Origin of the sequence: Gracilibacillus ureilyticus (assembly GCF_900111195.1) — a bacterium.
GTDB lineage: Bacteria > Bacillota > Bacilli > Bacillales > Amphibacillaceae > Gracilibacillus > Gracilibacillus ureilyticus.
Genome location: NZ_FOGL01000010.1, coordinates 90,476 through 115,300, shown reverse-complemented (window position 1 = coordinate 115,300; position 24,825 = coordinate 90,476). Strand labels below are relative to the sequence as shown.

The 24,825-nt window shown below is 38.7% G+C and carries 21 protein-coding genes and 1 tRNA gene; 18 read left to right on the top strand and 4 right to left on the bottom strand.

The features are described 5' to 3' along the window. Positions 1–31 precede the first annotated feature (31 nt). Positions 32–3,235 (bottom strand): DEAD/DEAH box helicase, encoded by a 3,204-nt coding sequence (locus BMW36_RS11140; RefSeq protein WP_089741090.1) that lies wholly within the window; start codon positions 3,233–3,235, stop codon positions 32–34. Positions 3,236–3,441: 206 nt separating this feature from the next. Here BMW36_RS11140 and BMW36_RS11135 point away from each other — a divergent pair, with 206 nt between their 5' ends. The 11 genes from BMW36_RS11135 (at position 3,442) to BMW36_RS11085 (ending at position 15,931) form a co-directional block, all read left to right on the top strand. Continuing rightward, a complete protein-coding gene (locus BMW36_RS11135) occupies positions 3,442–5,031 on the top strand; it encodes a peptide chain release factor 3 (RefSeq protein WP_089741088.1) in 1,590 nt (529 codons plus the stop codon). Between the two features lie 252 nt (positions 5,032–5,283). After that, positions 5,284–7,269 (top strand): excinuclease ABC subunit UvrB, encoded by a 1,986-nt coding sequence (gene uvrB, locus BMW36_RS11130; RefSeq protein ID WP_089741087.1) that lies wholly within the window; start codon positions 5,284–5,286, stop codon positions 7,267–7,269. 7 nt (positions 7,270–7,276) lie between these two features. Continuing rightward, on the top strand, positions 7,277–10,132 hold the full coding sequence (gene uvrA, locus BMW36_RS11125; protein ID WP_089741085.1) for an excinuclease ABC subunit UvrA: 2,856 nt from the start codon (positions 7,277–7,279) through the stop codon (positions 10,130–10,132). A 121-nt stretch (positions 10,133–10,253) separates the two neighbouring features. Then, complete coding sequence (locus tag BMW36_RS11120) at positions 10,254–10,607, top strand: YojF family protein (protein WP_089741083.1); 354 nt, start codon at positions 10,254–10,256, stop codon at positions 10,605–10,607. Between the two features lie 15 nt (positions 10,608–10,622). Next, the gene (gene bshB2 / locus BMW36_RS11115; RefSeq protein WP_089741081.1) at positions 10,623–11,282 is read left to right on the top strand and encodes a bacillithiol biosynthesis deacetylase BshB2; all 660 of its coding nucleotides are present in this window, start codon (positions 10,623–10,625) and stop codon (positions 11,280–11,282) included. A gap of 117 nt (positions 11,283–11,399) precedes the next feature. Further along, a complete protein-coding gene (locus BMW36_RS11110; RefSeq protein WP_089741079.1) occupies positions 11,400–11,597 on the top strand; it encodes a PspC domain-containing protein in 198 nt (65 codons plus the stop codon). Next, on the top strand, positions 11,598–11,939 hold the full coding sequence (locus BMW36_RS11105) for a phage holin family protein (protein WP_089741077.1): 342 nt from the start codon (positions 11,598–11,600) through the stop codon (positions 11,937–11,939). Positions 11,940–12,837: 898 nt separating this feature from the next. Beyond that, positions 12,838–13,788, top strand: a complete 951-nt coding sequence (hprK, locus tag BMW36_RS11100; protein WP_089741075.1) for an HPr(Ser) kinase/phosphatase — start codon at positions 12,838–12,840, stop codon at positions 13,786–13,788. Positions 13,789–13,821: 33 nt separating this feature from the next. Further along, positions 13,822–14,658 (top strand): prolipoprotein diacylglyceryl transferase, encoded by an 837-nt coding sequence (gene lgt / locus BMW36_RS11095; protein ID WP_089741073.1) that lies wholly within the window; start codon positions 13,822–13,824, stop codon positions 14,656–14,658. Between the two features lie 98 nt (positions 14,659–14,756). Then, the gene (gene ppaX, locus BMW36_RS11090) at positions 14,757–15,398 is read left to right on the top strand and encodes a pyrophosphatase PpaX (RefSeq protein ID WP_089741070.1); all 642 of its coding nucleotides are present in this window, start codon (positions 14,757–14,759) and stop codon (positions 15,396–15,398) included. Next, complete coding sequence (locus tag BMW36_RS11085; protein ID WP_089741068.1) at positions 15,398–15,931, top strand: acyltransferase; 534 nt, start codon at positions 15,398–15,400, stop codon at positions 15,929–15,931. The genes ppaX and BMW36_RS11085 overlap by 1 nt, the downstream gene beginning before the upstream one ends. Before the next feature lie 17 nt (positions 15,932–15,948). Here the strand turns inward: BMW36_RS11085 and BMW36_RS11080 are convergent, their stop codons facing one another. Next, positions 15,949–16,857: a ketopantoate reductase family protein gene (locus BMW36_RS11080; RefSeq protein WP_089741066.1), complete on the bottom strand. Its 909-nt coding sequence runs from the start codon at positions 16,855–16,857 to the stop codon at positions 15,949–15,951. 260 nt (positions 16,858–17,117) lie between these two features. On the opposite strand from BMW36_RS11080, the gene BMW36_RS11075 reads away from it, so the two are divergent. From BMW36_RS11075 to BMW36_RS11050, 6 genes are all read left to right on the top strand, one after another. Beyond that, complete coding sequence (locus BMW36_RS11075) at positions 17,118–18,128, top strand: tetratricopeptide repeat protein (protein ID WP_245711656.1); 1,011 nt, start codon at positions 17,118–17,120, stop codon at positions 18,126–18,128. Positions 18,129–18,205: 77 nt separating this feature from the next. Next, positions 18,206–19,165 (top strand): thioredoxin-disulfide reductase, encoded by a 960-nt coding sequence (trxB, locus tag BMW36_RS11070; RefSeq protein WP_089741062.1) that lies wholly within the window; start codon positions 18,206–18,208, stop codon positions 19,163–19,165. A 272-nt stretch (positions 19,166–19,437) separates the two neighbouring features. Continuing rightward, positions 19,438–20,319: an RNase adapter RapZ gene (gene rapZ, locus BMW36_RS11065; protein ID WP_089741061.1), complete on the top strand. Its 882-nt coding sequence runs from the start codon at positions 19,438–19,440 to the stop codon at positions 20,317–20,319. A gap of 5 nt (positions 20,320–20,324) precedes the next feature. After that, a complete protein-coding gene (locus tag BMW36_RS11060; protein ID WP_089741058.1) occupies positions 20,325–21,278 on the top strand; it encodes a gluconeogenesis factor YvcK family protein in 954 nt (317 codons plus the stop codon). Positions 21,279–21,303: 25 nt separating this feature from the next. Beyond that, positions 21,304–22,254 carry a DNA-binding protein WhiA gene (whiA, locus tag BMW36_RS11055; protein ID WP_089741056.1) on the top strand — a complete coding sequence of 317 codons (951 nt, stop codon included), beginning with the start codon at positions 21,304–21,306 and terminating at the stop codon, positions 22,252–22,254. A gap of 202 nt (positions 22,255–22,456) precedes the next feature. Then, on the top strand, positions 22,457–22,711 hold the full coding sequence (locus BMW36_RS11050; RefSeq protein ID WP_089741053.1) for an HPr family phosphocarrier protein: 255 nt from the start codon (positions 22,457–22,459) through the stop codon (positions 22,709–22,711). A gap of 37 nt (positions 22,712–22,748) precedes the next feature. Here BMW36_RS11050 and clpP read toward each other — a convergent pair whose 3' ends face one another. Further along, entirely contained in the window at positions 22,749–23,345 is a 597-nt protein-coding gene (clpP, locus tag BMW36_RS11045) for an ATP-dependent Clp endopeptidase proteolytic subunit ClpP (protein WP_089741051.1), read from the bottom strand. Between the two features lie 258 nt (positions 23,346–23,603). Here clpP and BMW36_RS11040 point away from each other — a divergent pair. Then, positions 23,604–23,676 (top strand) — tRNA-Arg (locus BMW36_RS11040). 11 nt (positions 23,677–23,687) lie between these two features. On the opposite strand, the gene BMW36_RS11035 is transcribed toward BMW36_RS11040, so the two are convergent. Next, positions 23,688–24,446: a class I SAM-dependent methyltransferase gene (locus BMW36_RS11035; RefSeq protein WP_281243036.1), complete on the bottom strand. Its 759-nt coding sequence runs from the start codon at positions 24,444–24,446 to the stop codon at positions 23,688–23,690. Positions 24,447–24,825 lie beyond the last annotated feature (379 nt).

The following is a 24,825-nucleotide window of genomic DNA, read 5'->3' as shown; positions in this document are numbered from 1 at the left end:
GACATAACAGTTATGTCCCACTCTCTTCTAATTAATTAAATCGGAGCAGTTCCCGTAAGTCTTCTTCCGATAATTTGGATAGCAGTGTTTCACCAGGCTGAATGATTTGTTCAACAAGTTCCCGCTTTTTGTGCTGCAACTGGTAAATCTTCTCTTCAATAGTTCCTTCTGTAATAAAACGAATAACCTGAACAACGTTCTTCTGACCAATTCTGTGGGCACGTCCGGCAGCCTGTTCCTCTACTGCAGGGTTCCACCATAAATCAAATAGAATAACGGTATCAGCACCGGTTAAATTAAGCCCGGTCCCGCCTGCTTTTAATGAAATTAGGAAGAAATCGCGCTCTCCCTCATTAAAAGCCTCAGTCATTTTCATTCGCTGATCTGATGGAGTAGATCCGTCCAGATAGAACGGGTGATGTCCATTTTGCTCTAACGTTTGTGCAATTATTTTTAACATACTGGAAAACTGAGAAAAAATTAAGGCACGCTTACCTTGTGAATGCAGATCCTCAATAAGTTCAGTGAATTGCTGTAATTTCCCTGAATTACCTTGGTAATTTTCGAGAAATAGACTTGGATGACAGCAAATTTGACGCAGTCTTGTTATTCCTGCCAGTATTTCTAATTTACCCTTTTCAAATCGGCCTTCCTGGATTGACTGGTCCAGATTCTGCTGAATTCTATCAAGGTATGCCAGATAAACTTCCTTCTGAGATTGGGTTAATTCTGAATACTGAACAGATTCTATCTTATCCGGCAGTTCTTCCAGTACATCTTTTTTCACCCTGCGCAAGATAAATGGACGTGTTATTTTGGCAATATACTGAGGATCCAATTGATTGAATGCCTTTTTATTGCCGTAAAGTCCTGGAGAGATTGTATAAAAAATAGACCATAATTCATCAAGTGAGTTTTCGATTGGTGTACCGCTCAAGGCGAAAAATTGTTTTCCAACAAGACCGCGAATCGCTTTGGCGGTTAATGTTAAATGATTCTTTATCGCCTGTGCTTCATCCAATATAATACAATCCAGCACTTTTCCTTCATATAAATCAACATCCTGTCTTAAAGTAGGATAGGATGTGATCAGTATATTAATGTTTTCCGCATTGCTTACCGTTGTTTTTCGCTGTTCTTTTGATCCTGCGATAACCGCACTTGTCAGACCTGGTGCAAATTTCTCAATTTCTTTTTTCCAATTATACAGTAGTGATGCCGGTGCAACGACCAGTGCCTGATAATGGTCCTGTCTTTCCTCTACCTCTGAAAGGAGATAACTGATTGTCTGTAATGTTTTACCGAGTCCCATATCATCTGCCAGTATTCCGCCAAGATGATAATAAGATAATGTTTTTAGCCATTGAAACCCGGTTATTTGATAGTCACGCATCTCTGCTTGTAAAGAGTCGGGTAAATCAAATTCCAATGTTGCCGGGTTTTTTAATTGCTCAAGCATATCTCGGAAGTTTTTGCTGAATTGATGCTTGCTTTTCTCAAACATTTCTTCCACCTGAAAGCTCCTAGCGGCAGGTATGCTGATTTTTCCTTCCTGCATCTCGGCCTTAGACAAAGAAAAATTCTGGTTCATTTTGTGAAATGCATCAAATTCTTCTGAATCAAGCCGGATTAGTGCTCCATCCGGAATGCGGTAGTAACGTTTTTTCTCAACTAATGCCTGAAGCAGCTGGGAGATATTCTCATTTGTAATTCCCTCAATATCAAATGAGATATCCAGCATGCCTTCAGATGGCCGGTAATCTACTGAAGTTTGTAGAGCATAATTTTCCGTTAGCATCATATTTCTTACTTCGTGTGTTAGAAAGACAGATGCTATTTCCTCTAACTGATATAAATTATCGTGAAGAAAGTGATAGATGGAGTCTTCGTTAAATAAAAACATCGCCTGGTTTATTTCCATAAATCCACTTTCGTGTAAAAGGCGGAGCACCTGCTGTTCCTTAATGGTTTCCCTTTTTACAATATCATTTGATTGCTGTTCGTTCTTTAACGGGTATATCGTTGTTTGTCCATACTGAAACCCAATCTCAACTTTTAGAGCACCTTGCTGGTCATCGATCCATATCTTAGCTTCCAGTGGGGCAGTATTTAGTTGTTCTTCCATTCTTTCCGTCATTTCCAGGCGGCCGATCTGTTCAAATTGCGGCATTACATTGCGTACAAATACCTCCATTTCTGATGGCGATATTTGCTGTTTCTTCTTATCATGAAGCGGAAGAATTCGAAATAATTTATCCAACACTAATTTTTGCTGATAATTCACTTTGTATATATGATCATTTTTAATTAAATACCGGTAGCTGCTCAGAAAATAATATGAAGTTAAATCAGATAATTCTAATGAGTAGGCATTAGATTGTAAATAATCAATTTTAAACTGCAGCTGATCTGTCATCACACCGAATTCAATGTTGGAAAACTCCTCTTTATTAGTCTGCTTGAACAAATAATTCGTTTGCTGCAATTTCTCAATAAATTGATCACTGACACTTGGAGGTAAATAAATGCTTCTTGGCTGCTCCATTTTTAAAGTATAGCTATTGCCAAACAGCTTTTCTTGTTCATAACAGGACAGCATTAGTTCTAACAATTCCTGATCTGATGAATGAAAGAAATATTCTCCAGGTTCGAAAGTAAATGTATGGTTGACTTTATAGGATTCTCCATTCATCCATGCTTTAAAGAAGCCCCGCAAATCACGTATAACATATGGTCGTTTATCACCAATTTTTAATTCAACAGCAAGTGCATATTGAGTATTTTTATTAGCTTTTGTCAGTATTAACTGAAATTCGGTCAGAATTGCCTCATTTGGTTCCTTCTGTTCCCGGAATGTGTGCATTAATTGTTTTGCAAATAAATCTGTTTGCTGATTTACTGCAGGTTTACTCGTATTCTGATCAACAGCAAATTTCCTTCTGTTTGACTGTGCGTCCTGAGTAATAGCGAGAAGAACTGCAGCAATATGCTTACATGTATCATGGGTCGCAAATGCAGGACAGGTACATGTTGCTTCTATATCTGTTCCTCCATTATAGTAAATACGGATTGTATATACTGTAGCTCCTTTAACTAAGCCACGCCACATGTTTGTGTTCGGATTATAGGATAATCCGTATACTTTACCATTTATATAATATTGATATCCTCTTTGATAAAAGCGGTCACCTGTAAGTTTTCGGATTGATTGTTCATCTAGTGGAATGTGCTGCATGTATATCCCTTCCTTGTCCGATCGAAGATTTTTCATATATTAAGCTATAGTATTTCTTGTCTCAATTTTTTAAACCATCATTATATTATAACAGAAAGGTGCAATCTTTCCATCCAGATTGACATTTTGTAAAGAAACTGCTATTTTATCAAAGTCATAATAGTGTACAATAGTAAGAACGACTGCTATGGAAAGTAGGGAATCGAATGGGTTTACAAGAAGAGGTACAGAAAAGGAAAACATTTGCGATCATCTCCCACCCGGATGCGGGGAAAACAACGATGACAGAAAAATTGTTATTGCAAGGGAATTTAATTCGGTCAGCAGGGACAGTTAAAGGAAAGAAATCTGGAAAATTTGCAACATCTGACTGGATGGAAATCGAAAAACAACGCGGGATTTCCGTAACTTCGAGTGTAATGAACTTTGAATATGAAGGATTCAAAGTCAATATTCTGGATACACCGGGACACGAAGATTTCAGTGAAGATACGTATCGTACCTTAACTGCAGTGGATAGTGTTGTAATGATTATAGATGCAACAAAAGGGATCGAGGCACAAACGATAAAATTGTTCAAAGTTTGTAAAATGCGCGGTATTCCGATATTCACATTTATCAATAAACTCGACCGTGAAAGCCGGGAACCGTTAGATTTAATGGACCAGATTGAAGAAGTCCTGAATATTGAAACATATCCAATGAACTGGCCTGTAGGGATGGGGAAAAGATTCCTGGGGATTCTGGACAGATACCATAATCAGTTTATCCAATTCAACGGAAATGAAGAAGAAACATATATAGATTTGGAAAAGATGGACCTGCCTGAAAATAAGGCGATTTCAGATAATCCAACGTATCAGGAAACGTTAGAAGAATTGGAGTTATTAAATGAAGCCGGCGATCAGTTCTCACTGGATCGGGTACTTGCTGGAGAACAGACGCCTGTATTCTTCGGAAGTGCACTTGCACCATTTGGTGTGGAAGTATTTTTTGACACGTTTGTAAAATTGGCACCAGCTCCTGGTCCAAGAAGAACAAAAGAAGAAGTGATTCATCCGGATTACCCGGATTTCTCTGGATTTATTTTTAAAATTCAGGCAAACATGAATCCGCAGCACCGTGACCGTATCGCCTTTTTACGTGTCTGTTCAGGTCGCTTTGAACGCGGGATGAATGTCCAGCTTGCCAGGACAGGAAAAACGATCAGGTTAGGACAAACCCAGCAATTTGTTGCCTCATCCCGTGATACGGTTGAAGAAGCATACCCTGGTGATATTATTGGAATCTATGATCCGGGCTCGTATCGTATTGGCGATACACTGCTTGATGGGAAAAAATCCTTTGAATACAATGAATTGCCGTCATTCCCGCCGGAACTATTCCAGCGAGTTTCAGCGAAGAATGTAATGAAAGCAAAACAGTTTCGGAAAGGGATTGAACAGCTTGTACAGGAAGGTGCCATCCAGCTGTTTCGTGGATATCCGACTGATTCTTACATTATTGGAGCTGTCGGACAATTGCAGTATGAAGTTTTCCAGCACCGTATGAAGAATGAATATAATGTGGAAGTAATGCTGGAGTCGATAGGTGACCGCATTCCACGCTGGCTGAAAAAAGAACAGGTCAATCCGGGAATATTCGATGAACGGAATCTACTCGTGAAAGATCGCGATGATGAGTTTCTTGTTCTGTTCAAAAACGATTTTGCATTAAGATGGTTTATTGATAAACATTCAGATATTGAACTGATTGATTTGTTTGAAGTGAATCAATATGATCAATCAACCGAGTAAAACAAGCGGCGCACTTCCGCTTGTTTTTTTATGTGCTCAAAAGGATATAGTATTAAGAGCTTTATAAGGAGCTTTATAAGAGGGCTAAACGTCAGGAATACCTCAATCGTTAAAAGTCTAACATTATTATTTTAACAGTTTACAATGTTTGGTTATAATGATAATGTATAATAACTAATTTAAACGAATATTTGTTCGCTTTTTTAAAATGATTCATGTATAATGGAAATATTGAGAAACGGAGGTAAGATGATGGAACAAAATACTTTTTCGTTAAAGGCACCATATCAACCGCAAGGTGACCAGCCCAAAGCGATTAAAGAGCTTGTGGAAGGGGTAAATCAGCAGAAGCGTTATCAGACACTTCTGGGTGCTACCGGTACGGGTAAGACGTTTACTATTTCAAATGTGGTGACAGAAATTAACCGGCCTACATTAGTAATTGCGCATAATAAAACATTAGCAGGTCAATTGTATAGTGAGTTTAAAGAGTTTTTTCCAGATAATGCTGTGGAGTATTTTGTCAGTTATTATGATTACTACCAGCCTGAAGCGTATGTGCCATCAACAGATACCTTTATTGAGAAAGATGCGAGCATAAATGATGAAATAGATAAATTAAGACACTCAGCAACATCGGCATTATTTGAAAGAAATGATGTATTAATTGTTGCGAGTGTTTCCTGTATATACGGGTTAGGTTCACCGGAAGAGTACGGAAGCCAGGTGCTCTCATTGCGTGTTGGAATGGAAAAAGAACGGGATGAACTATTACGGGAACTGGTCAATGTTCAATATGCCAGAAATGATATTGATTTTCAGCGCGGTACTTTTCGTGTGCGCGGTGATTCTGTCGAAATTATCCCTGCCTCCCGTGAAGAACATTGTGTGCGTGTCGAATTTTTCGGTGATGAAATTGACCGGATTCGGGAAGTGGATGCACTTACTGGTGAAATCCTCGGTGACAGAGAACATATCGCGATTTTCCCTGCATCACACTTCGTAACAGGTGAAGCTAAATTAAAAGTCGCAATGGAAAACATCAAACAGGAATTAAAGGAACAGCTGGCAAAATTCCGTGAAGAAGATAAATTGCTGGAAGCACAGCGGATAGAGCAGCGGACGAATTATGACTTGGAAATGATGGCGGAAATGGGCTTTTGTTCGGGGATTGAAAACTACTCAAGACATCTGTCGCTGAGAGAAGCGGGATCAACTCCGTATACACTGCTTGATTATTTTCCTGATAATTCATTAATTGTTATCGATGAGTCACATGTTACGTTACCGCAGATTCGTGGTATGTATAATGGTGACCAGGCAAGAAAACAAGTATTGGTTGATCACGGCTTCCGACTTCCGTCTGCATTGGATAACCGCCCTTTAACATTTGATGAATTTGAGAAAAAAGCGAATCAGCTAATTTTTGTTTCAGCAACACCAGGACCATATGAGCTGGAGCATACACCAAAAATGACAGAGCAGATTATCCGCCCGACAGGATTGCTGGATCCAGAAGTGGAAGTAAGACCAATTGAAGGGCAAATAGATGACCTGATTGGAGAAATTAATCTGCGAATTACTAACAATGAGCGAGTATTGGTAACAACACTGACTAAAAAAATGTCAGAAGACCTTACCGATTATTTAAAAGAGATTGGAATGAAAGTGGCATATTTACATTCAGAAATTAAGACACTTGAGCGAATTGAGATTATTCGTGATTTAAGGGTTGGTAAATATGATGTACTTATCGGGATTAACCTGTTGAGGGAAGGGCTGGATATTCCTGAAGTTTCTTTAGTTGCCATACTTGATGCAGATAAAGAAGGTTTCCTAAGGTCCGAGCGTTCCCTTATCCAGACAATGGGACGTGCAGCACGAAATGAGAATGGAAAAGTTATTATGTATGCAGATAAAGTAACTGATTCGATGCGGAAAGCGATTGATGAGACTTACCGCCGTCGAGAAAAACAGGAAGCCTATAACAAAGAACACGGCATCACACCAATGACAATTAAGAAGGAAGTAAGAGATGTCATCAGAGCAACAATGGCAGCAGAAACAGAAGCAGCATATGGAGAAGAAACACCAAAATTAAAAGACATGACAAAGAAAGAAAAAGACAAGTTAATCGAACAAATGGAACAGGAAATGAAGCAGGCGGCAAAGGAATTGAATTTCGAGCGTGCTGCAGAGCTTCGTGATTTAGTTTTAGAACTGAAAGCAGAAGGGTGATCAATTTATGGCAAAGAAAACCATTTCGATTAAGGGTGCTCGTGCACATAATTTAAAAAATATATCGATTGATATTCCAAAAGATAAATTGGTTGTATTAACAGGGTTATCAGGATCGGGGAAATCATCTCTGGCTTTTGATACAATTTACGCTGAAGGACAAAGACGTTATGTTGAATCATTATCAGCATATGCTCGTCAATTTTTAGGTCAAATGGATAAGCCCGATGTTGATTCGATTGAAGGTTTATCTCCTGCCATATCGATTGATCAGAAAACAACCAGCAGAAATCCGCGTTCAACCGTTGGTACGGTGACAGAAATTTATGATTATATGCGTTTACTGTTTGCCCGGGTCGGACACCCTGTCTGTCCGATACATGGAGTGGAAATCACTTCACAGACAGTGGAACAAATGGTTGACCGGGTTCTGGAATATGAAGAGCGGACGAAAATGCAGATTTTATCGCCCGTTGTTTCTGGGAGAAAAGGTACTCATGTAAAAGTATTGGAAGATTTACAGAAAGAAGGGTATGTCCGTTTGCGTGTTGATGGGGAAATGCGGGAGATCAGTGATGATATTCAGCTGGATAAAAATAAAAAGCATTCGATAGAAGTTGTGATTGACCGGATTGTTGTAAAAGAAGGTATCTCTTCACGATTATCGGATTCCCTTGAATCAGCATTACGTTTAGGGGACGGAAAGGTAATTGTTGACGTAATTGGACAAGAGGAGCTGCTTTTTAGCGAAAAACATTCCTGTCCAATTTGCGGTTTTTCCATTAGTGAATTAGAACCGAGGATGTTCTCCTTCAATAGCCCTTTTGGAGCTTGTCCAACATGTGACGGTTTAGGTTCCCAGTTAGAGGTGGACGTAGACCTTGTCATTCCGAATCCGGATTTGTCATTGAATGAAGGAGCGATCGCAGCCTGGGAACCAACAAGCTCACAGTACTATCCCCAACTGCTGAAAAGTGTTTGTGATCATTTCGGTATTGACATGGACGTTCCAGTCAGTAAGCTGCCAAAAGGTCAGTTAAATAAGATTTTAAACGGCAGCGGGAGAGAAAAAATTTACTTCCGTTATGAAAATGATTATGGTATGACAAGAGAGAATCATATTTACTTTGAAGGTGTATTAAACAATATTGCACGGCGGTATAAGGAAACTTCTTCAGACTTTATCAGAGAACAAATGGAAAAGTATATGGCAAATAAAGACTGTCCAACATGTGATGGGTACAGGCTAAACCCGGAAGCATTAGCTGTTAAAGTTAATCAGCATCATATCGGTGAAGTAACAGCAATGTCAGTAACAGAAGCTCATCAGTTTTTTACAACACTGCATCTGTCTGATAAAGAGCAGCAGATATCTGCCATGATTATACGGGAACTGGATGACCGCTTGACATTTTTAACAAATGTCGGTTTGGATTATCTAACCTTATCAAGGGCCGCAGGCTCATTATCAGGTGGAGAGGCACAGCGGATCCGTTTAGCTACACAGATCGGTTCAGCATTAACAGGAGTACTTTATGTTCTTGATGAGCCATCTATTGGTCTGCATCAGAGGGATAACGACCGGTTGATACAAACATTGGAACGGATGCGTGATTTAGGAAATACGCTAATTGTTGTCGAGCATGATGAAGATACAATGCTTGCAGCAGATTACTTAATTGATATAGGGCCAGGTGCAGGAGAACATGGTGGACAGATAGTTGCACAAGGAACACCGAATCAGGTGATGAAAAAGAAATCATCACTTACCGGACAATATTTAAGTGGTGCAAAGTTCATCTCACTGCCAAAAGAACGCCAGCAGGCAGATGACCGTTTTATTGAAATAATTGGAGCGGAAGAGAATAACCTGAAAAATATAGATGCCAAAATTCCGATCGGTCTTTTTACAGCGATAACAGGTGTGTCCGGATCAGGAAAAAGTACATTAATCAATGAAATATTGTTAAAATCTTTATCAGCGAAGTTACACCGTGCGAAACAGAAACCTGGAAAACATCAGGAGATTAAAGGGATTGAACATCTGGATAAAGTTATTAACATTGATCAGTCTCCGATTGGCCGTACGCCACGTTCCAATCCTGCAACATATACGGGTGTATTTGATGATATCAGGGATGTTTTTGCACAGACAAATGAAGCAAAAGTCCGCGGGTATAAAAAAGGACGCTTCAGTTTTAATGTAAAAGGCGGCCGTTGTGAAGCATGCCGCGGTGACGGGATTATTAAAATTGAAATGCACTTTCTGCCTGATGTTTATGTTCCTTGCGAAGTCTGTGATGGAAAAAGATATAACAGGGAAACATTAGAAGTGAAATATAAAGGAAAATATATTGCGGATGTACTCGATATGACAATTGAAGAAGCAATGAAATTCTTTGAAAACATTCCGAAGATAAGAAGAAAGCTTGAAACAGTATTTGATGTGGGACTAGGCTACGTCCGGCTTGGTCAGCCTGCGACAACACTGTCCGGCGGGGAAGCGCAAAGGGTGAAGTTAGCCAGTGAATTGCATCGCCGTTCGAACGGTAAAACGTTATACATTTTGGATGAGCCGACAACAGGACTTCATGTTGATGACATATCCAGGTTACTAGTTGTGATCCAGCGGTTAGTAGAAAATGGCGATACGGTTGTCATTATAGAACACAACCTTGATGTCATTAAGGCTGCTGATTACATTGTTGACCTTGGACCAGAAGGCGGAGATGGTGGCGGTACGATCGTTGCAACAGGTACACCGGAAGAAATTGTAAATATCGAAGCATCCCACACTGGGCGTTATTTAAAACCAATTCTCGAACGAGACCGCGAAAGAATGGGAGAAAAAGTAACCAAATAAAAACTGCCTTAGTGGCAGTTTTTATTTTGGATCGATTCTCATCAGAGGATGAAGCCTCATAGAAGCCAATCAATAAATACTGTGATAAAATATTAAACGTATATTTAAGGAGGTTGAAACAGTGGAACCAATCGATATAAACCTGTTGCAAAAAGAAATAGATAATCGTTCAAACAAAGAAGTTTATGTCCATCTTGAAACAACGAATGGGGCATATGCTAGTCATTTTAATAAAGATTCCTATAATGTCGGGGCATTTATCCGGAACGCCAAAGTAACATATGAACGCGGGAAAGTAGTTGGTGCAGGTGCTACATACAGAGTTGGGCTCAAATTGGCTATTGGCTGGATTTATGCAGAGGGTGTAAATAAGTTTGAGGTTGATAAAAATGGAAGTCTGCTAATGGCAGGTCACGATCGAGAAGGACGTTTAATGGTTGCACTGCAAATAAGCGAAAAACCATTTCATTATTAAAAGGGGGCAGAAATAATGAGTGAACATGTTGTAGTAATATATCCGCATCCAGATGATGAAGCATTTGGCGCATCAGGTACCATCACTACATTTAGAGAAAAAGGAATCCCTGTGACTTATCTGTGCGGGACTTTAGGTGAAATGGGAAGGAATATGGGAAATCCTACCTTTGCGACAAGAGAAACATTGCCAGAGATTCGCAAACAAGAGCTAATAAAAGCATGTGAAGTATTAGATGTGGAATTAAAAATGCTTGGTTACCGTGATAAAACATTAGAGTTTGAATCAAGAGAAGAAGTTGCCACAAATTTATATTCTTACTTGAAAGAGATCAAGCCATCCCTTGTCATTACTCATTATCCAGGTTATGCCGTTCACCCGGATCATGATGCATTTGGAGCAGCTGCCATACGTGCAGTTGAAATGTTTCCTGAGGAAGAACGACCAACTGTATGGGCACAGGCAATTAGCAATGATCATGTGGAGATCCTTGGAAATCCGCAAATCCAAAATGATGTTTCAGCTGTTTTCCGAAAAAAGTTCGAAAGCATTATGGCACATAAATCACAAGCTGACGGGATGCTTTCAAAAGTTAAAAATGAATCAGATGATGTCGAACTGGCTGCAAAAACATGGCTGGGAACAGAATCATTTTATATTTGGAATTTTGAATAAACATATCAGGTTTTCCTCATCATGAAAAAATTCCGTTTGTAAGATTAGTGTAGTGGAATAGTAATAATACAAGGGTCATACATTGCATTAGAACAGAAAGTTTCAAGGAGGAAAACAATGAACACGAAATTATACCGATCGGAAAATAATAAAATGCTCGCAGGTGTACTTGGCGGGATTGCTGAAAATTTCAATCTTGATCCATCACTTTTACGGCTGATATATGTTATTGTGTTTATTTTTACGGCAGGATTTCCATTGTTAATATTGTATATTGCTGCAGCTGTAATCATCCCAAAAAAGGGTGTGCAATAAATGAGATGGGTACTCTCCCTTATTCTTAATGCACTTGCCCTGATGCTGATTGATTATCTGTTTGACGGAATTACGATAGATGGATTTATGATGGCATTAATAGCAAGTATCATTCTCGCTGTATTAAATGCAATAGTTAAACCGATACTAATTGTACTAACACTGCCTATTACCATCATAACACTCGGTTTATTCTTACTTGTAATAAATGCAATAACATTAATGTTAACGCAGGCGTTGTTGGGTGACGGTTTTATCATCGACGGGTTTGGAACAGCCGTGATTGCAGCAATACTTTTCTCCATACTCAATCTTTTCATTAATAAAATAGTAAAAGAGTAAATGAGGGTGGGACATAGCGATCATAATCTTAGAAAAAGATTAATACAAATAATATGGATTATGTGCATTAAGTTGAATAGAGTCACCTTGATATTTTTAGTATGCAAGGATAGCGCTTCGGCCGATTGCTTCGCTTTCCGCGGGGCCGGCTTCAGCTAACTTGCTGAAGAAACCCGCTTCACCAAGTGGATCTTCAGCTCGTCCTGTCCCGCAGGAGTCTGCGCAATCGGCCTACGCTGAAGTATTATTCTAGCATTATCATAGGATATTGTAATAATAGAAACATAATAAAATTCTCTTGAACATTATATACTTGAATTGTTCATGAGAATTTTTATTTTAACGTATGTTTACCCAAAATAGGCTATCAAAAATCTTCACTGAGTGATTCAAACAGTTATTTTGTCACAACCATTGTGGAATAACACCAAATCGGTGGCCGGCCACAGAGACTCATGTGGGAACAGCGCGAGCTTCAGCTAACTTTGGAAAGATCTTCTTTCCAAAGTTAGCTGAAGTCGTGCCCACGGCATAGAAAACACTCCTCAAGGGGTAATCCCTTGAGTAGAGGTTGCACTTCTGCCCTTGGGTGAAAGCTGAGTGGCCGGACGAAGCGGCAGTATAGCACATAACATAATATCATTTTATTTAGCATAATCCATATTATGTGTATTAAAATTGCAAAATAGGGTTCCGAGCAATGAACTATATACAGAATTCACGTCATCGTTCGGATTTTATTATAAATATTATGCTTGTGTCCCAGAGTCTTTTGTATTTGCTCTTAAAACAGAAAGAAAGCTATACGAATTTCACAAAAAAGTGCTACAATAGAAATGATTGTTAAGATTATCAAAAAACAGACAATAATCCTGATTTTCGACTGGGGGCTAAAAAAATGGCAAAAGTTCGTACTCAAGACTTACTGAATCGATTTAAACTTGAGCTGATCGCAGGTAATGAAGGTGTTCACCGGGAAATCTTTATGAGTGAAGTTTCTCGTCCAGGTATAGAATTGACAGGTTATTTTAAATACTATCCAAAAGACCGCCTGCAACTTCTCGGGAAAACAGAACTTTCCTATTTCTCAGAATTAACAAAAGAGGAAAAGAGAGACCGTTCTTATAAACTGTGTACAGATATTACACCAGGTATCGTCGTGACCCGCGATATGGACGTGCCCGAAGAACTTGTGGAAGCATGTGAAAACTCCGGTGTTCCGCTAATGCGTTCACCATTTAAAACGACCCGTGTCATCAGCAGGATTACAAATTTCCTTGAAGCAAAATTTGCGCCATTTACTGCAGTTCATGGTGTACTTGTCGATATTTATGGCATCGGTGTATTGATTACAGGGCAAAGTGGGGTTGGTAAGAGTGAAACAGCACTGGAATTAGTGAAGAGAGGACACCGTCTTGTTGCTGATGACAGTGTGGAGATTAGACAGGAAGATTATGATAGGCTGATTGGATCATCTCCACCACTAATTGAGCATCTTCTTGAAATTAGAGGATTAGGAATTATTAATGTGATGACACTGTTTGGAGCGGGATCCGTACGTTCCCATAAACGAATCTCTCTTGTTATCAACCTGGAAATATGGGATCAAAAGAAACAGTATGACCGTTTAGGTCTCGAGGAAGAGACAATGCCTGTTATTGATGTGAAAATACCGAAGATAACACTTCCTGTTCGACCAGGACGTAACTTAGCTGTTATTATTGAAGTGGCTGCAATGAATTTCCGTTTGAAACGGATGGGTGTCAATGCAGCAGAAGAATTTTCTCAAAGACTATCTAAAATGATCCAGCATGGAGAACGAGAAGAAGAAGAATTTGACTTAGATTAGAAATTTTATACAGGAGAACGGAGGAGATGGAATTTGGCATGTGAAGCACCCGCACTTGACCCCGTATTTCTGTGGATTGGTTCACTACCAATCTACTGGTATGGTGTGATCATTGCAACAGGCGCATTTTTAGGTTTGTGGGTGGCAACAAGAGAAGCAGATCGTTTAGGTGTAAAAAAAGACTATATTGTAGACTTAGTTATTTATGCGATTCCTATTTCGATCTTGGCAGCCAGAATTTATTATGTAACTTTTGAGTGGGAAAGATATGCAGGGGGACCATGGTGGAAAGTATTCGCAGTTTGGGAAGGTGGTATAGCCATCCATGGTGCGTTAATCGGTGCCGTTATTACTGCGGTTATTTACACAAGAGTGCGTAAATTATCTTTCTGGCAGATTGCTGATATTTTAGCACCAAGTCTGATTTTGGGACAGGCAATCGGGCGCTGGGGAAATTTCATGAACCAGGAAGCTCACGGTGGTTCTATCTCGGAAACTACATATAATAATTTTCACCAATACTTACCCGATTTTATTATGAACCAGATGTGTATTGATGGAACGATGTATCATCCAACTTTCTTATACGAGTCTGTTTGGAACATTATCGGATTTATTATCCTGCTCATTTTAAGAAAATATCCATTGCACCGTGGAGAAATGTTCTTAACATATGTGATTTATTATTCAGTTGGACGCTACTTTATCGAAGGTATGCGAACAGACAGTTTATATATTGTCGGTCCGTTAAGAACTGCACAGATCCTTTCCATCATTTTAGTTGTTTTAGCTGTGAGCCTCATTATTTACAGAAGAAAAAAAGGCTTAGCAGATAAAACGTATCAAGGAAAGAAGATTGTAAAAAAATAAGAAAGGTGAAGGCTTTTGCGCTGATAGCAAAAGCCCCTTTTCCATGTTAAGATGTATTGGAAACCAAGATGGCCCAAAATATTCTGGAGGATACAAAAATGAAAATAGAAACGATATTATTTGATTTAGATGGAACGTTAATTGATACAAACGAACTGATTATTGCATCATTTACACACACTGTCGGAAAGTTTGGTGACAGACCATATACGAGGGAAGAGATCATTGATTTTATTGGACCGCCACTTGTAGACAGCCTGCAGAAAGTAAATCCGGACAGTGTCGAGGAAATGATGAAAACATACAGAGAGCATAATTATGCCAACCATGAAAAATATGTAAAAGCATATCCGACAGTTGTCGAAACGGTAAAAAAATTAAAAGATGCTGGCTTCCAGTTAGGAATTGTTACAACAAAATTATCGGATACAGCAAAACTTGGACTTGAAATTACAGGGATGGCTGATATGTTTGAGGTGTTAATTGGCTTAGATGATGTAGAAAATGCAAAGCCGCATCCAGAGCCAATATTAACAGCAATCGAAAAATTACATGCTAACCCGATGACAACGTTAATGGTAGGAGATAATTATCATGACATCGAGGCAGGCCATAATGCTGGTGTTCAAACAGCAGGTGTTGCGTGGACAATTAAAGGACGTGAGATTTTAGAAGCGCATGACCCCCACTTTATGTTGGAACAGATGAGTGATCTGCTGAAAATTGTTGGAGCAGAATAATGCGTAAGACAGACCGTTATAGAGTAAATGGGGCTAATTCATTATGGCACGTGTACAAAACGGTACCATTCTGGAAAGTGGTCAAAAATTTCATTGTCATTCAGCTGGCCAGATACACCCCATTTCTAAAGATAAAAAACTGGCTGTATCGAACATTTTTGCGGATGGAAGTCGGTGAACAGACGGCTTTTGCACTAATGGTTATGCTGGATATTATGTTTCCTGAGAAAATTCAGGTTGGCAGAAATAGTGTAATTGGCTACAATACTACTATATTAGCACATGAATATTTAATTAAAGAATATCGCTTAGGTGCCGTTCATATCGGTAATGAAGTAATGATTGGCGCCAACAGCACCATTCTCCCAGGGGTTTCCATCGGGGATGGAGCTATCGTATCGGCCGGGACTGTTGTACATAAGGATGTGGAGGCAGGTACATTTGTAGGCGGGAATCCGATGAAAGTTATCTTTACAAAAGAAGAAATGCAAAAAAGAATAAATGAAGATCTCTTTTTGCAAAAACGGAGCTGATGAATTTCTTAAAATCATCAGCTTTTTGCTTTTACAATACCATATATCGTTTTTAAAAAAGGAACATCCATTTCATGTATTTCCGCAAGACCTAATGCATATCCATGCAAATGTTCCAGCTCGATTGCCAATCCTTTTCGTAAATCCTGATGCATAGATGAAGTGGCATTATCATGTAAATTCATCATTGTTTCGATTGCACGCTCAAGATGTTTTTCTTCTAGCACATCATCCTCTGCACGGGCGATTGAGTGCATCTCTTGTAATAATCCTTTCACAATTTCCATTGTTGCAGGATGTTGTCTGACCTTTCCGATTGATACGTCAGCAGCTGCTGTAATGCCGGAAAAAGCTGTAATAAACATATATTTATACCACAAATCTGTTTTTATTTTTTTACTATGTTTGGCATCCATATTGCTTCTATTCGAAAGTTCAGCTAAACGTTCGCAGATTTGCTGTTGGGAAGAAGCAAGTGCACCAAAACGGATTTCATGCAATTTACTTGTATGTTCGACATGACCTTTCTCATTTAGTGTAGCAATAATATTTGCCAGACCGCCGAGTACTTTATCCTTTCCAAAGCAGCGGATTAACAAATCATAATGTGCCAGCCCGTTTAATATAGGTAAAATGTATGTATTTTCCCCAGTCATCTTTTCCAATGTTGGCAGAACACTTTCCAGATGGTAGCCTTTAACGGCAAGAACGATAATATCAATGTTTTTCACCGATGATGGATCTGCAGTGATTTTAGGGTCATTGATTGTTGTGTCCCCACATAAGCTTCTAACATATAAACCATTTTCCTCTATCTGTTTTTTACGTTTCTCTCTGACAACAAAGGTTACGTTGGCGCCAGCTTCCATCCACCTTGCACCAAAATATGTCCCCAATGCGCCTGCTCCAATTATAGCAATATTCATCTGTAATCCCTCCCGTCTTATATTTTAACATATTGTGTAACTTTTGATCAGTATGGGTATAACAGTCATTTGCCGTGATGAGCAGCAGTAAAGTTTGTTATACGATTGCTTTTAAGCAGGAAAATTGCTACAATGCTGTATTAGAACTAATTTTGTATGGATATATGTGTTATAATGCATAAGTCGAATCTTTTTAAAAGTTATCGTTAAAGCGAATATATATAACACTTTTAGAAAAAGAAAGGATGGGTAAATACAGCGTGCCAAAACCAGATCAATCAGACAAAAAGTTAATACCTTTTATACCAGACGGGGAATTCTATTTCACAAAAGGTGTAGAAGCATATCAGAAGCAGAAATTCGAGTTGTCACTCAAATGGTTTGCTAAGGCTTTATCAGAGAAACCTGACCATCCTTTATACCAGTGTCAGATGTCTATTGTATATACTGAAATCGGTTCATATTACAAGGCAAATCAGTTATTAACAAAAGTTCTAACTAAATATGGTGATGAATATATTGATTGTTATTATTTAATTTCAAATAACTATGCACACCTTGGTCTGTTACAAGATGCGGTTAAGTATGCAGAATTATATTTGGAAAAAGCACCAGAGGGTGAATTTGCTGAAGAAGCTGTCGGATTATTAAGCGTTTTAGACTTTGAAGAGGACGAAGAGGAAGATGATGACTGGGCTCTTGAAGAGGAAGATGATGTACTTATTTATCAGGAAACCGTGTTTTATCATTTGGAGAGAGAAGAGTGGCAAGAAGCAATTGCACTGCTGGAAGAGATGATCACATTATTTCCGGAATTTTCCCAGGCGCGTCATGAATATCATTACGCATTGTTTTTTGCGGGAGAACGGACGGAAGCAATTGAGTTAGAAGAAAAATATGTACTGGAACATCCAGAGACGTTGACCAGTTACATGAACTTAGCTATTTTCTATTATTACACAAATAATCAGGAAAAATTCGACCATATGTTAACAATGCTCCAAAATATTTTTCCTATTCATGAACAGCAGAAATTGAGACTTGCAACAACTTTTACACAGATTGGCTTATATGAAGAAGCGTTAAATCGTTTTAAGTTATTGCATAAATCGAAGTTAAAGGGCCATCCTTCTTATTATAGATGGTTCAGTACCTGTTATTATTTTACCGGAAATGAAGAAAAAGCGGAATCAGTCTGGTCTGAAGGATGCAAAGAACATCATATATTAGCAAAGCAATCGAGACCATGGAAACGCGATAATCTTATCTAATATATGAGCAGAATATTAGACCTTTTTCGATAGGCGTTAGATAATGATTATACAACTGATAGGAAAGGATGAGATATATGACGGAAGAGAGAATATATGACGTAATTATTGCTGGCGCAGGTCCTGCAGGGATGACGGCAGCTGTTTATACATCTCGTGCAAACCTGGACACATTAATGCTTGAACGAGGAATTCCGGGTGGACAAATGGCAAACACGGAGGATGTAGAAAACTATCCTGGCTATGATCATATTCTGGGACCTGACTTGTCGAATAAGATGTTCGACCATGCGAAAAAGTTTGGTGCAGAGTATGCGTACGGGGATATAAAAGAAGTCATTGATGGAAAAGAATACAAAACAGTTATAGCAGGATCAAAAGAATATAAAACACGTGCATTAATCATCACCACAGGTGCTCAGTATAAAAAACTCGGCGTACCTGGTGAGGAAGAACTTGGAGGGCGCGGTGTCTCTTATTGTGCAGTATGTGATGGTGCATTCTTTAAAGATAAAGAGCTTATTGTTGTTGGTGGTGGTGACTCTGCAGTCGAGGAAGGTGTTTATCTGACCAGATTTGCAAGTAAAGTAACAATTATCCACCGTCGTGACGAATTACGTGCCCAGAAAATACTTCAGGATCGTGCATTCAAAAATGATAAGATTGATTTCGTCTGGGATACGATCGTAAAATCAATCAATGGCGAGAACGGAAAAGTAGCAAGTGCGACATTGAAAAACAAAAAAACTGGCGAAGAATATGAACACAAAACAGATGGTGCATTCATTTATATCGGAATGGTGCCATTAAGTGAACCATTTAAATCGCTTGGTATTACAGATGAAGAAGGATATATCCCAACAAACGAGAATATGGAAACACGGGTATCAGGGGTGTTTGCGGCAGGAGACATCCGTGATAAAGAATTAAGGCAAATCGTTACTGCAACAGGTGATGGAGCTATTGCGGCACAAGCGGCACAAGCATATGTAGAGAACTTAAAGGAAGCACCGGAACCGACAGAAGCAGCTAAGTAATTATTGTCATCATTTAGCAATCTTACCGTAAAAAGAAATTAACGCCACTGTAACACGGATGAAATATAAATGCGATACAATGTACTTAACTAATTGACCCCCTTTTTTAATAAATAGAACTTGACGGCATAGGCTACCAAACCTATGCCAATTTTTTTGTTTTGTCCTTCCTTGATTCTCGGTGTATAATAGATAGTTGGAACCACAAAGTGTTACGTACGGTTAATATAAAAAATTATATTAAGGAAAGTTTAATAAGGGAGGTATACGTTATGGGGACACCTTCAGATGAAACAAAGTTAGTGATAATAACAGGTATGTCAGGTGCCGGAAAAACGGTGGCTGTACAGAGTTTTGAAGATTTAGGGTATTATTGTGTGGATAATCTTCCCCCGGCTTTGTTGCCTAAATTTTTAGAGTTAATGCGTGATGCAACGAACAATATCCAAAAAGTTGCGCTCGTTATGGACTTAAGAGGCCGGGAGTTCTTTGATTCGTTATTTGAGGCGCTGGATCAGTTAGGTCAGGAAAACTGGCTGGAAGAGCATATACTTTTCCTTGATGCAAGTGATCAGGTACTGGTCTCCCGTTATAAGGAAACAAGGCGTTCTCATCCGCTTGCTCAAAACGGACTTCCTTTAGAAGGTATACATGCAGAAAGAATGATTCTTGATGAACTAAGAGGGCGTGCCCAGCATTTTATTGATACATCCAATCTTAAACCAAAACAATTAAGAGAAAAAATTGTTCAAAGATACAGCGAAAAGGAACAGGAGATATTTTCGATTCATACCCTTTCTTTTGGCTTTAAATATGGTTTGCCGATAGATGCAGATCTCGTCTTTGATGTTCGTTTCCTCCCAAATCCGCATTACGTTGAACATATGCGACCTTTAACAGGTTTAAATACAGAGGTGTCTTCCTATGTTTTCAAATGGTCGGATACGAAAGTGTTTTTGGAAAAAACGATTGATTTATTGCAATTTATGCTGCCACAATATAAAAGAGAAGGAAAAAGCCAGCTCGTAATTGCTATCGGATGTACTGGCGGACAGCACCGATCTGTAGCTATTGCAGAATATTTAGCGAAGTATTTCCAAAAAAACTATGTGACACATGTCAGTCACCGTGATATTGACAAGCGAAAGGGATAAACATTATGACACAACCAGACATAAAAAAAGTAGTAGTAATTGGTGGAGGCACAGGCATGCCAGTTCTGCTGCGAGGGTTAAAAAAGCATGATATCGATTTATCAGCAATTGTAACAGTTGCAGATGACGGGGGGAGTTCAGGGAGACTTCGTACTGAAATGGAGATTCCTGCCCCTGGAGATATTCGGAATGTTATTGCTGCACTTTCTGATGTGGAGCCAATGTTAATGAATCTGTTTCAGCATCGTTTTACGAAAGGCAACGGGTTATCTGGTCACTCAATGGGAAATCTTTTGTTAGCTGCAATGACTTCTGTTACCGGTGACTTTTATACAGGGATAAAAGAAATATCACGTGTGTTGAATGTTAAAGGCAACATTTATCCGATTGCAAACCAGAGTATGTTTTTACACGCTGAATATGAAGATGGCACAATTGTTACAGGTGAGTCAAACATCCCGAAAGCAAAAAAGAAAATAAGACGTGTCTTTTTGCAGCCAAATCCAGTCCTGCCGCTGCCTGAAGCGGTAGATGCAATACATGATGCTGACATGATTGTCATTGCGCCAGGAAGTCTTTATACAAGTATTTTACCAAATCTGATTGTTCCGCAAATTGGAGAAGCATTAAAAGATACGAAAGCAGACGTTATTTATGTTTGTAATGTAATGACGCAAGTTGGAGAAACAAATGGTTATACGGTTGCTGATCATGTACAGGCAATTACAGACCATATTGGACCGGGCTGTATTCAGTCAGTGATCGTCCATAATAAAGAAATCGACCCTAATATGAAATTAGTCTATGCAGAAGAACAGGCAGAGCCAGTGAAGTATGATTTTGAACGTCTTCAAGGCATAGGATTGGAAATAATTGAAGAAGATATTGTAAAAGTGAAAAATAATTCATTAAGGCATGACACAGAAAAAATTGCCAATCTTCTCGTTTCTTTATTGTAGGGGCAAATAAGGGGGAAGAGAAAAGTTGTCATTTGCATCAGAAATCAAAAAAGAATTAACGAAGATAGAAAATGATTCATGCTGTAACCGTGCAGAATTAGCTGCACTGATCCGAATGAATGGTGCTGTCTCTTTTTCGCGGTTGCATTATTCGCTGGATGTTCAGACAGAGAATGCTGCGATTGCTCGCCGTATTTATACTTTAATTAAAGGATTGTACGGTTTACCAGTCGAATTACTTGTCCGAAAAAAAATGAAACTGAAAAAAAATAATGTATACATTGTCCGGATGAATGAAGGAGTAAAGGATATGCTTGTTGATATGGAGATTTTAAATGAACCGTATCAATTTGTCCGGTCTATTTCCAGTAAATATAAAGACAAAGAGTGCTGCCGCAGAGCATACTTAAGAGGTGCTTTTTTAGCAGGTGGTTCTGTAAATAATCCGGAGACATCTTCCTATCACCTGGAAATATACAATTTTTATGAAGAACATAATCAGGCGCTATGTGACTTGTTAAATGAATATAATCTTCATGCCCGTATTCTGGAGCGGAAAAGAGGGTATATCACTTATATTAAAGAAGCTGAAAAAATTACCGAATTTTTAAATTACATTGGTGCACACCAGGCTTTGTTTAAGTTTGAGGATGTACGGATTGTAAGAGATATGAGGAATTCTGTTAACAGGTTAGTGAATTGTGAGACAGCTAATCTGAATAAAACAATCGGTGCAGCGTTCAGGCAAGTCGAAAACATACGTTATATCGAAAATACGGCAGGCTTAGAAGCATTGCCTGATAAATTACGGGAGATTGCCATACTAAGGATGGAGCACCAGGATGTTTCACTTAAGGAATTAGGTGAAATGGTATCAGGCAGTAAAATTAGTAAATCAGGAATAAATCATCGACTGAAGAAAATTGACCAGTTTGCTGACCAATTACGAAAAGAAAATACTATCACCAATAATTAACCATACTATAAATTCCTCGGAGAATTCCTTTCTTCGAGGATTTTTTTCATATCTGAGCCGAGTAGACTTTGATCGATTAATTATATAGTGAGATAGTCACGTAAATGGATTTAATAAAAATGAAATATTTTAATGGTAATAAAACGGGAAATAGTATAGTATTATTAGTATGGTAACGCTTACAAAGAAAGGGGCTATATATATGGTTGAGAGAAATGTGACGATTGGTGTAGAACCGGGTTTGCAGGCACGCCCTGCAGCTCAATTTGTTCAAAAAGCTAATAGTTATTCATCAGAGATATTTATTGAAAAGGACGAGAAGAGAATCAATGCAAAAAGCATTATGGGCTTAATGAGTCTGGCTTTAGCGAAAGGGAATGAGATTAAATTAATTGCTGATGGACCAGATGATGAAGAGGCATTAGCGGCTTTAGCCGATTTTGTTGAAGGGAAATAGTATATAAAAAACCCAGCATAACTGCTGGGTTTTACAATTAGTTTAGATTATCTGGTTTCTTTTCCATTACTCTGTCAATTAATCCATATTCTTTTGCACGTTCCGCTGTCATGAAGTTATCACGGTCTGTATCTCTTTCAATCACTTCCATTGGCTGGCCTGTGCGCTCTGCAAGAATTTCGTTCAATTTCTTTCGCATTTCGATAATACGGTTCGCATGGATTTGGATATCAGATGCCTGACCTTGAGTGCCGCCTAAAGGCTGGTGAATCATTACTTCAGAGTTTGGTAATGCGAAGCGTTTTCCAGGTTCACCTGCAGCAAGCAGGAAAGCACCCATAGATGCAGCCATACCTATACAGATAGTTGATACATTAGGTTTGATGAACTGCATTGTATCATAAATTGCCATACCTGCTGTAATTGACCCACCTGGTGAATTAATATATAATGAAATATCTTTATCAGGATCTTCAGCAGCTAAGAATAGGAGCTGTGCTACTATACTGTTGGATACATTATCATCAATCCCGCTTCCTAACATAATAATTCTGTCTTTTAAAAGGCGAGAGTAAATGTCATAAGCACGCTCACCACGATTTGTCTGTTCAATAACTGTAGGGATTAAATTCATAAAAAAATTCCTCCTTTTATTGCTCTCAATTTGATAATTATTAACTATTTTCATGATAACTTAATGGTCAAAAAAGGTCAAAAGATTTGATTGACTTTCTGCCCGAATATGTATTATAACAACATCTTTCCCTGTTTTTCTATGATTTAAACCATCCATAATAAACAGTTTATGAAGCGATAAACAATAAAATACGAAATTTATTATTGAAAAGATGAAATACATTCTGTATAATATAAAATGTCGCTATTTGATGATGCGCTCGTAGCTCAGGGGATAGAGCAATGGTTTCCGGTACCATGTGTCGGGGGTTCGAATCCCTCCGAGCGCGTATTAATTCTTTTATTTTACATATCCCCATCTGCATACCGTTTCATTTGGGACGGTTATCTTTCCACCCTTTTCATAACGATCAAATATCCCATTTAATTCTTTAACGACTAAGGAATAATAAGTATCTCCAGCCTTTGGGACGTAAGATGCTGATAGGTGACGGCCGATAAATCCATCCCTGTCATAGATAATCGGATGTTCCATTTTTAAGGTGATGTAATCCTCATTTAAGAAAAACTCACTATAGATTTCTTTGGTATCCGCCAAACCGTTTGAGAAGCCGCGGAAGTCAGGGCAATATTTCTTGTATACAGAATGAATTTCCTCATTAATTTTTTCCATGATTCGATGATTATAAATAATTACTACTTTTCCGTTTGATTTCAGGATACGCTCACATTCTTTACGGAACGCACCTCTGTTAAACCAGTGGAATGCTTGTGCTACGGTTATCAAATCAATGCTGCCTTTGTCTAAATTAGTATTTTCTGCAGTACCATTCACAGAGGTAAAATTTACATGATCACTAAGTTCCTTTTCGGCAATCGAGCGCATCTCCTGATTAGGTTCTACTGCATAGACATTTACATGATAGGAGAGCAATTGCTGTGTAAGAATTCCAGTACCTGATCCGATATCAGCAATGACCGAATCTTGTTTCATGGGAGTCCCCTTCATTATCTCGTTAATTATTGCTTTAGGATAATTTGGGCGATTACAGGAATATATTTCAGATTTGCCAGTAAATAATTGCGAAGAGGATTTCATTAATTTATCACCGCCTTTGGTTTCCTCCATTCTATATTAAATGATAAAAAGACAAAAGAATACTAGACCTACAAAAATCTGAACAATGACGTTAATTAAGTATATAGGTATATAGAATTCGTAGCTTAGAATTCTATTTCGCAATGTTTATACACATAATAGGGATACTGTGCATTAAACCGAAGAGAGAAACTGTGAAATATTTAGAGTGAAATACCACCGCTTTGTCCGATTGCTTAGTTTTCACCCAAGGGCACAAGTGCAACATCTACTCAAGCAAAGATCACTTTCGTAGTGTTTTCTTTGCCGCGGGGCCGGCTTCAGCTAACTTGGTGAAGAAACCCGTTTCACCAAGTGGATCTTCAGCTCGTCCTGTTCC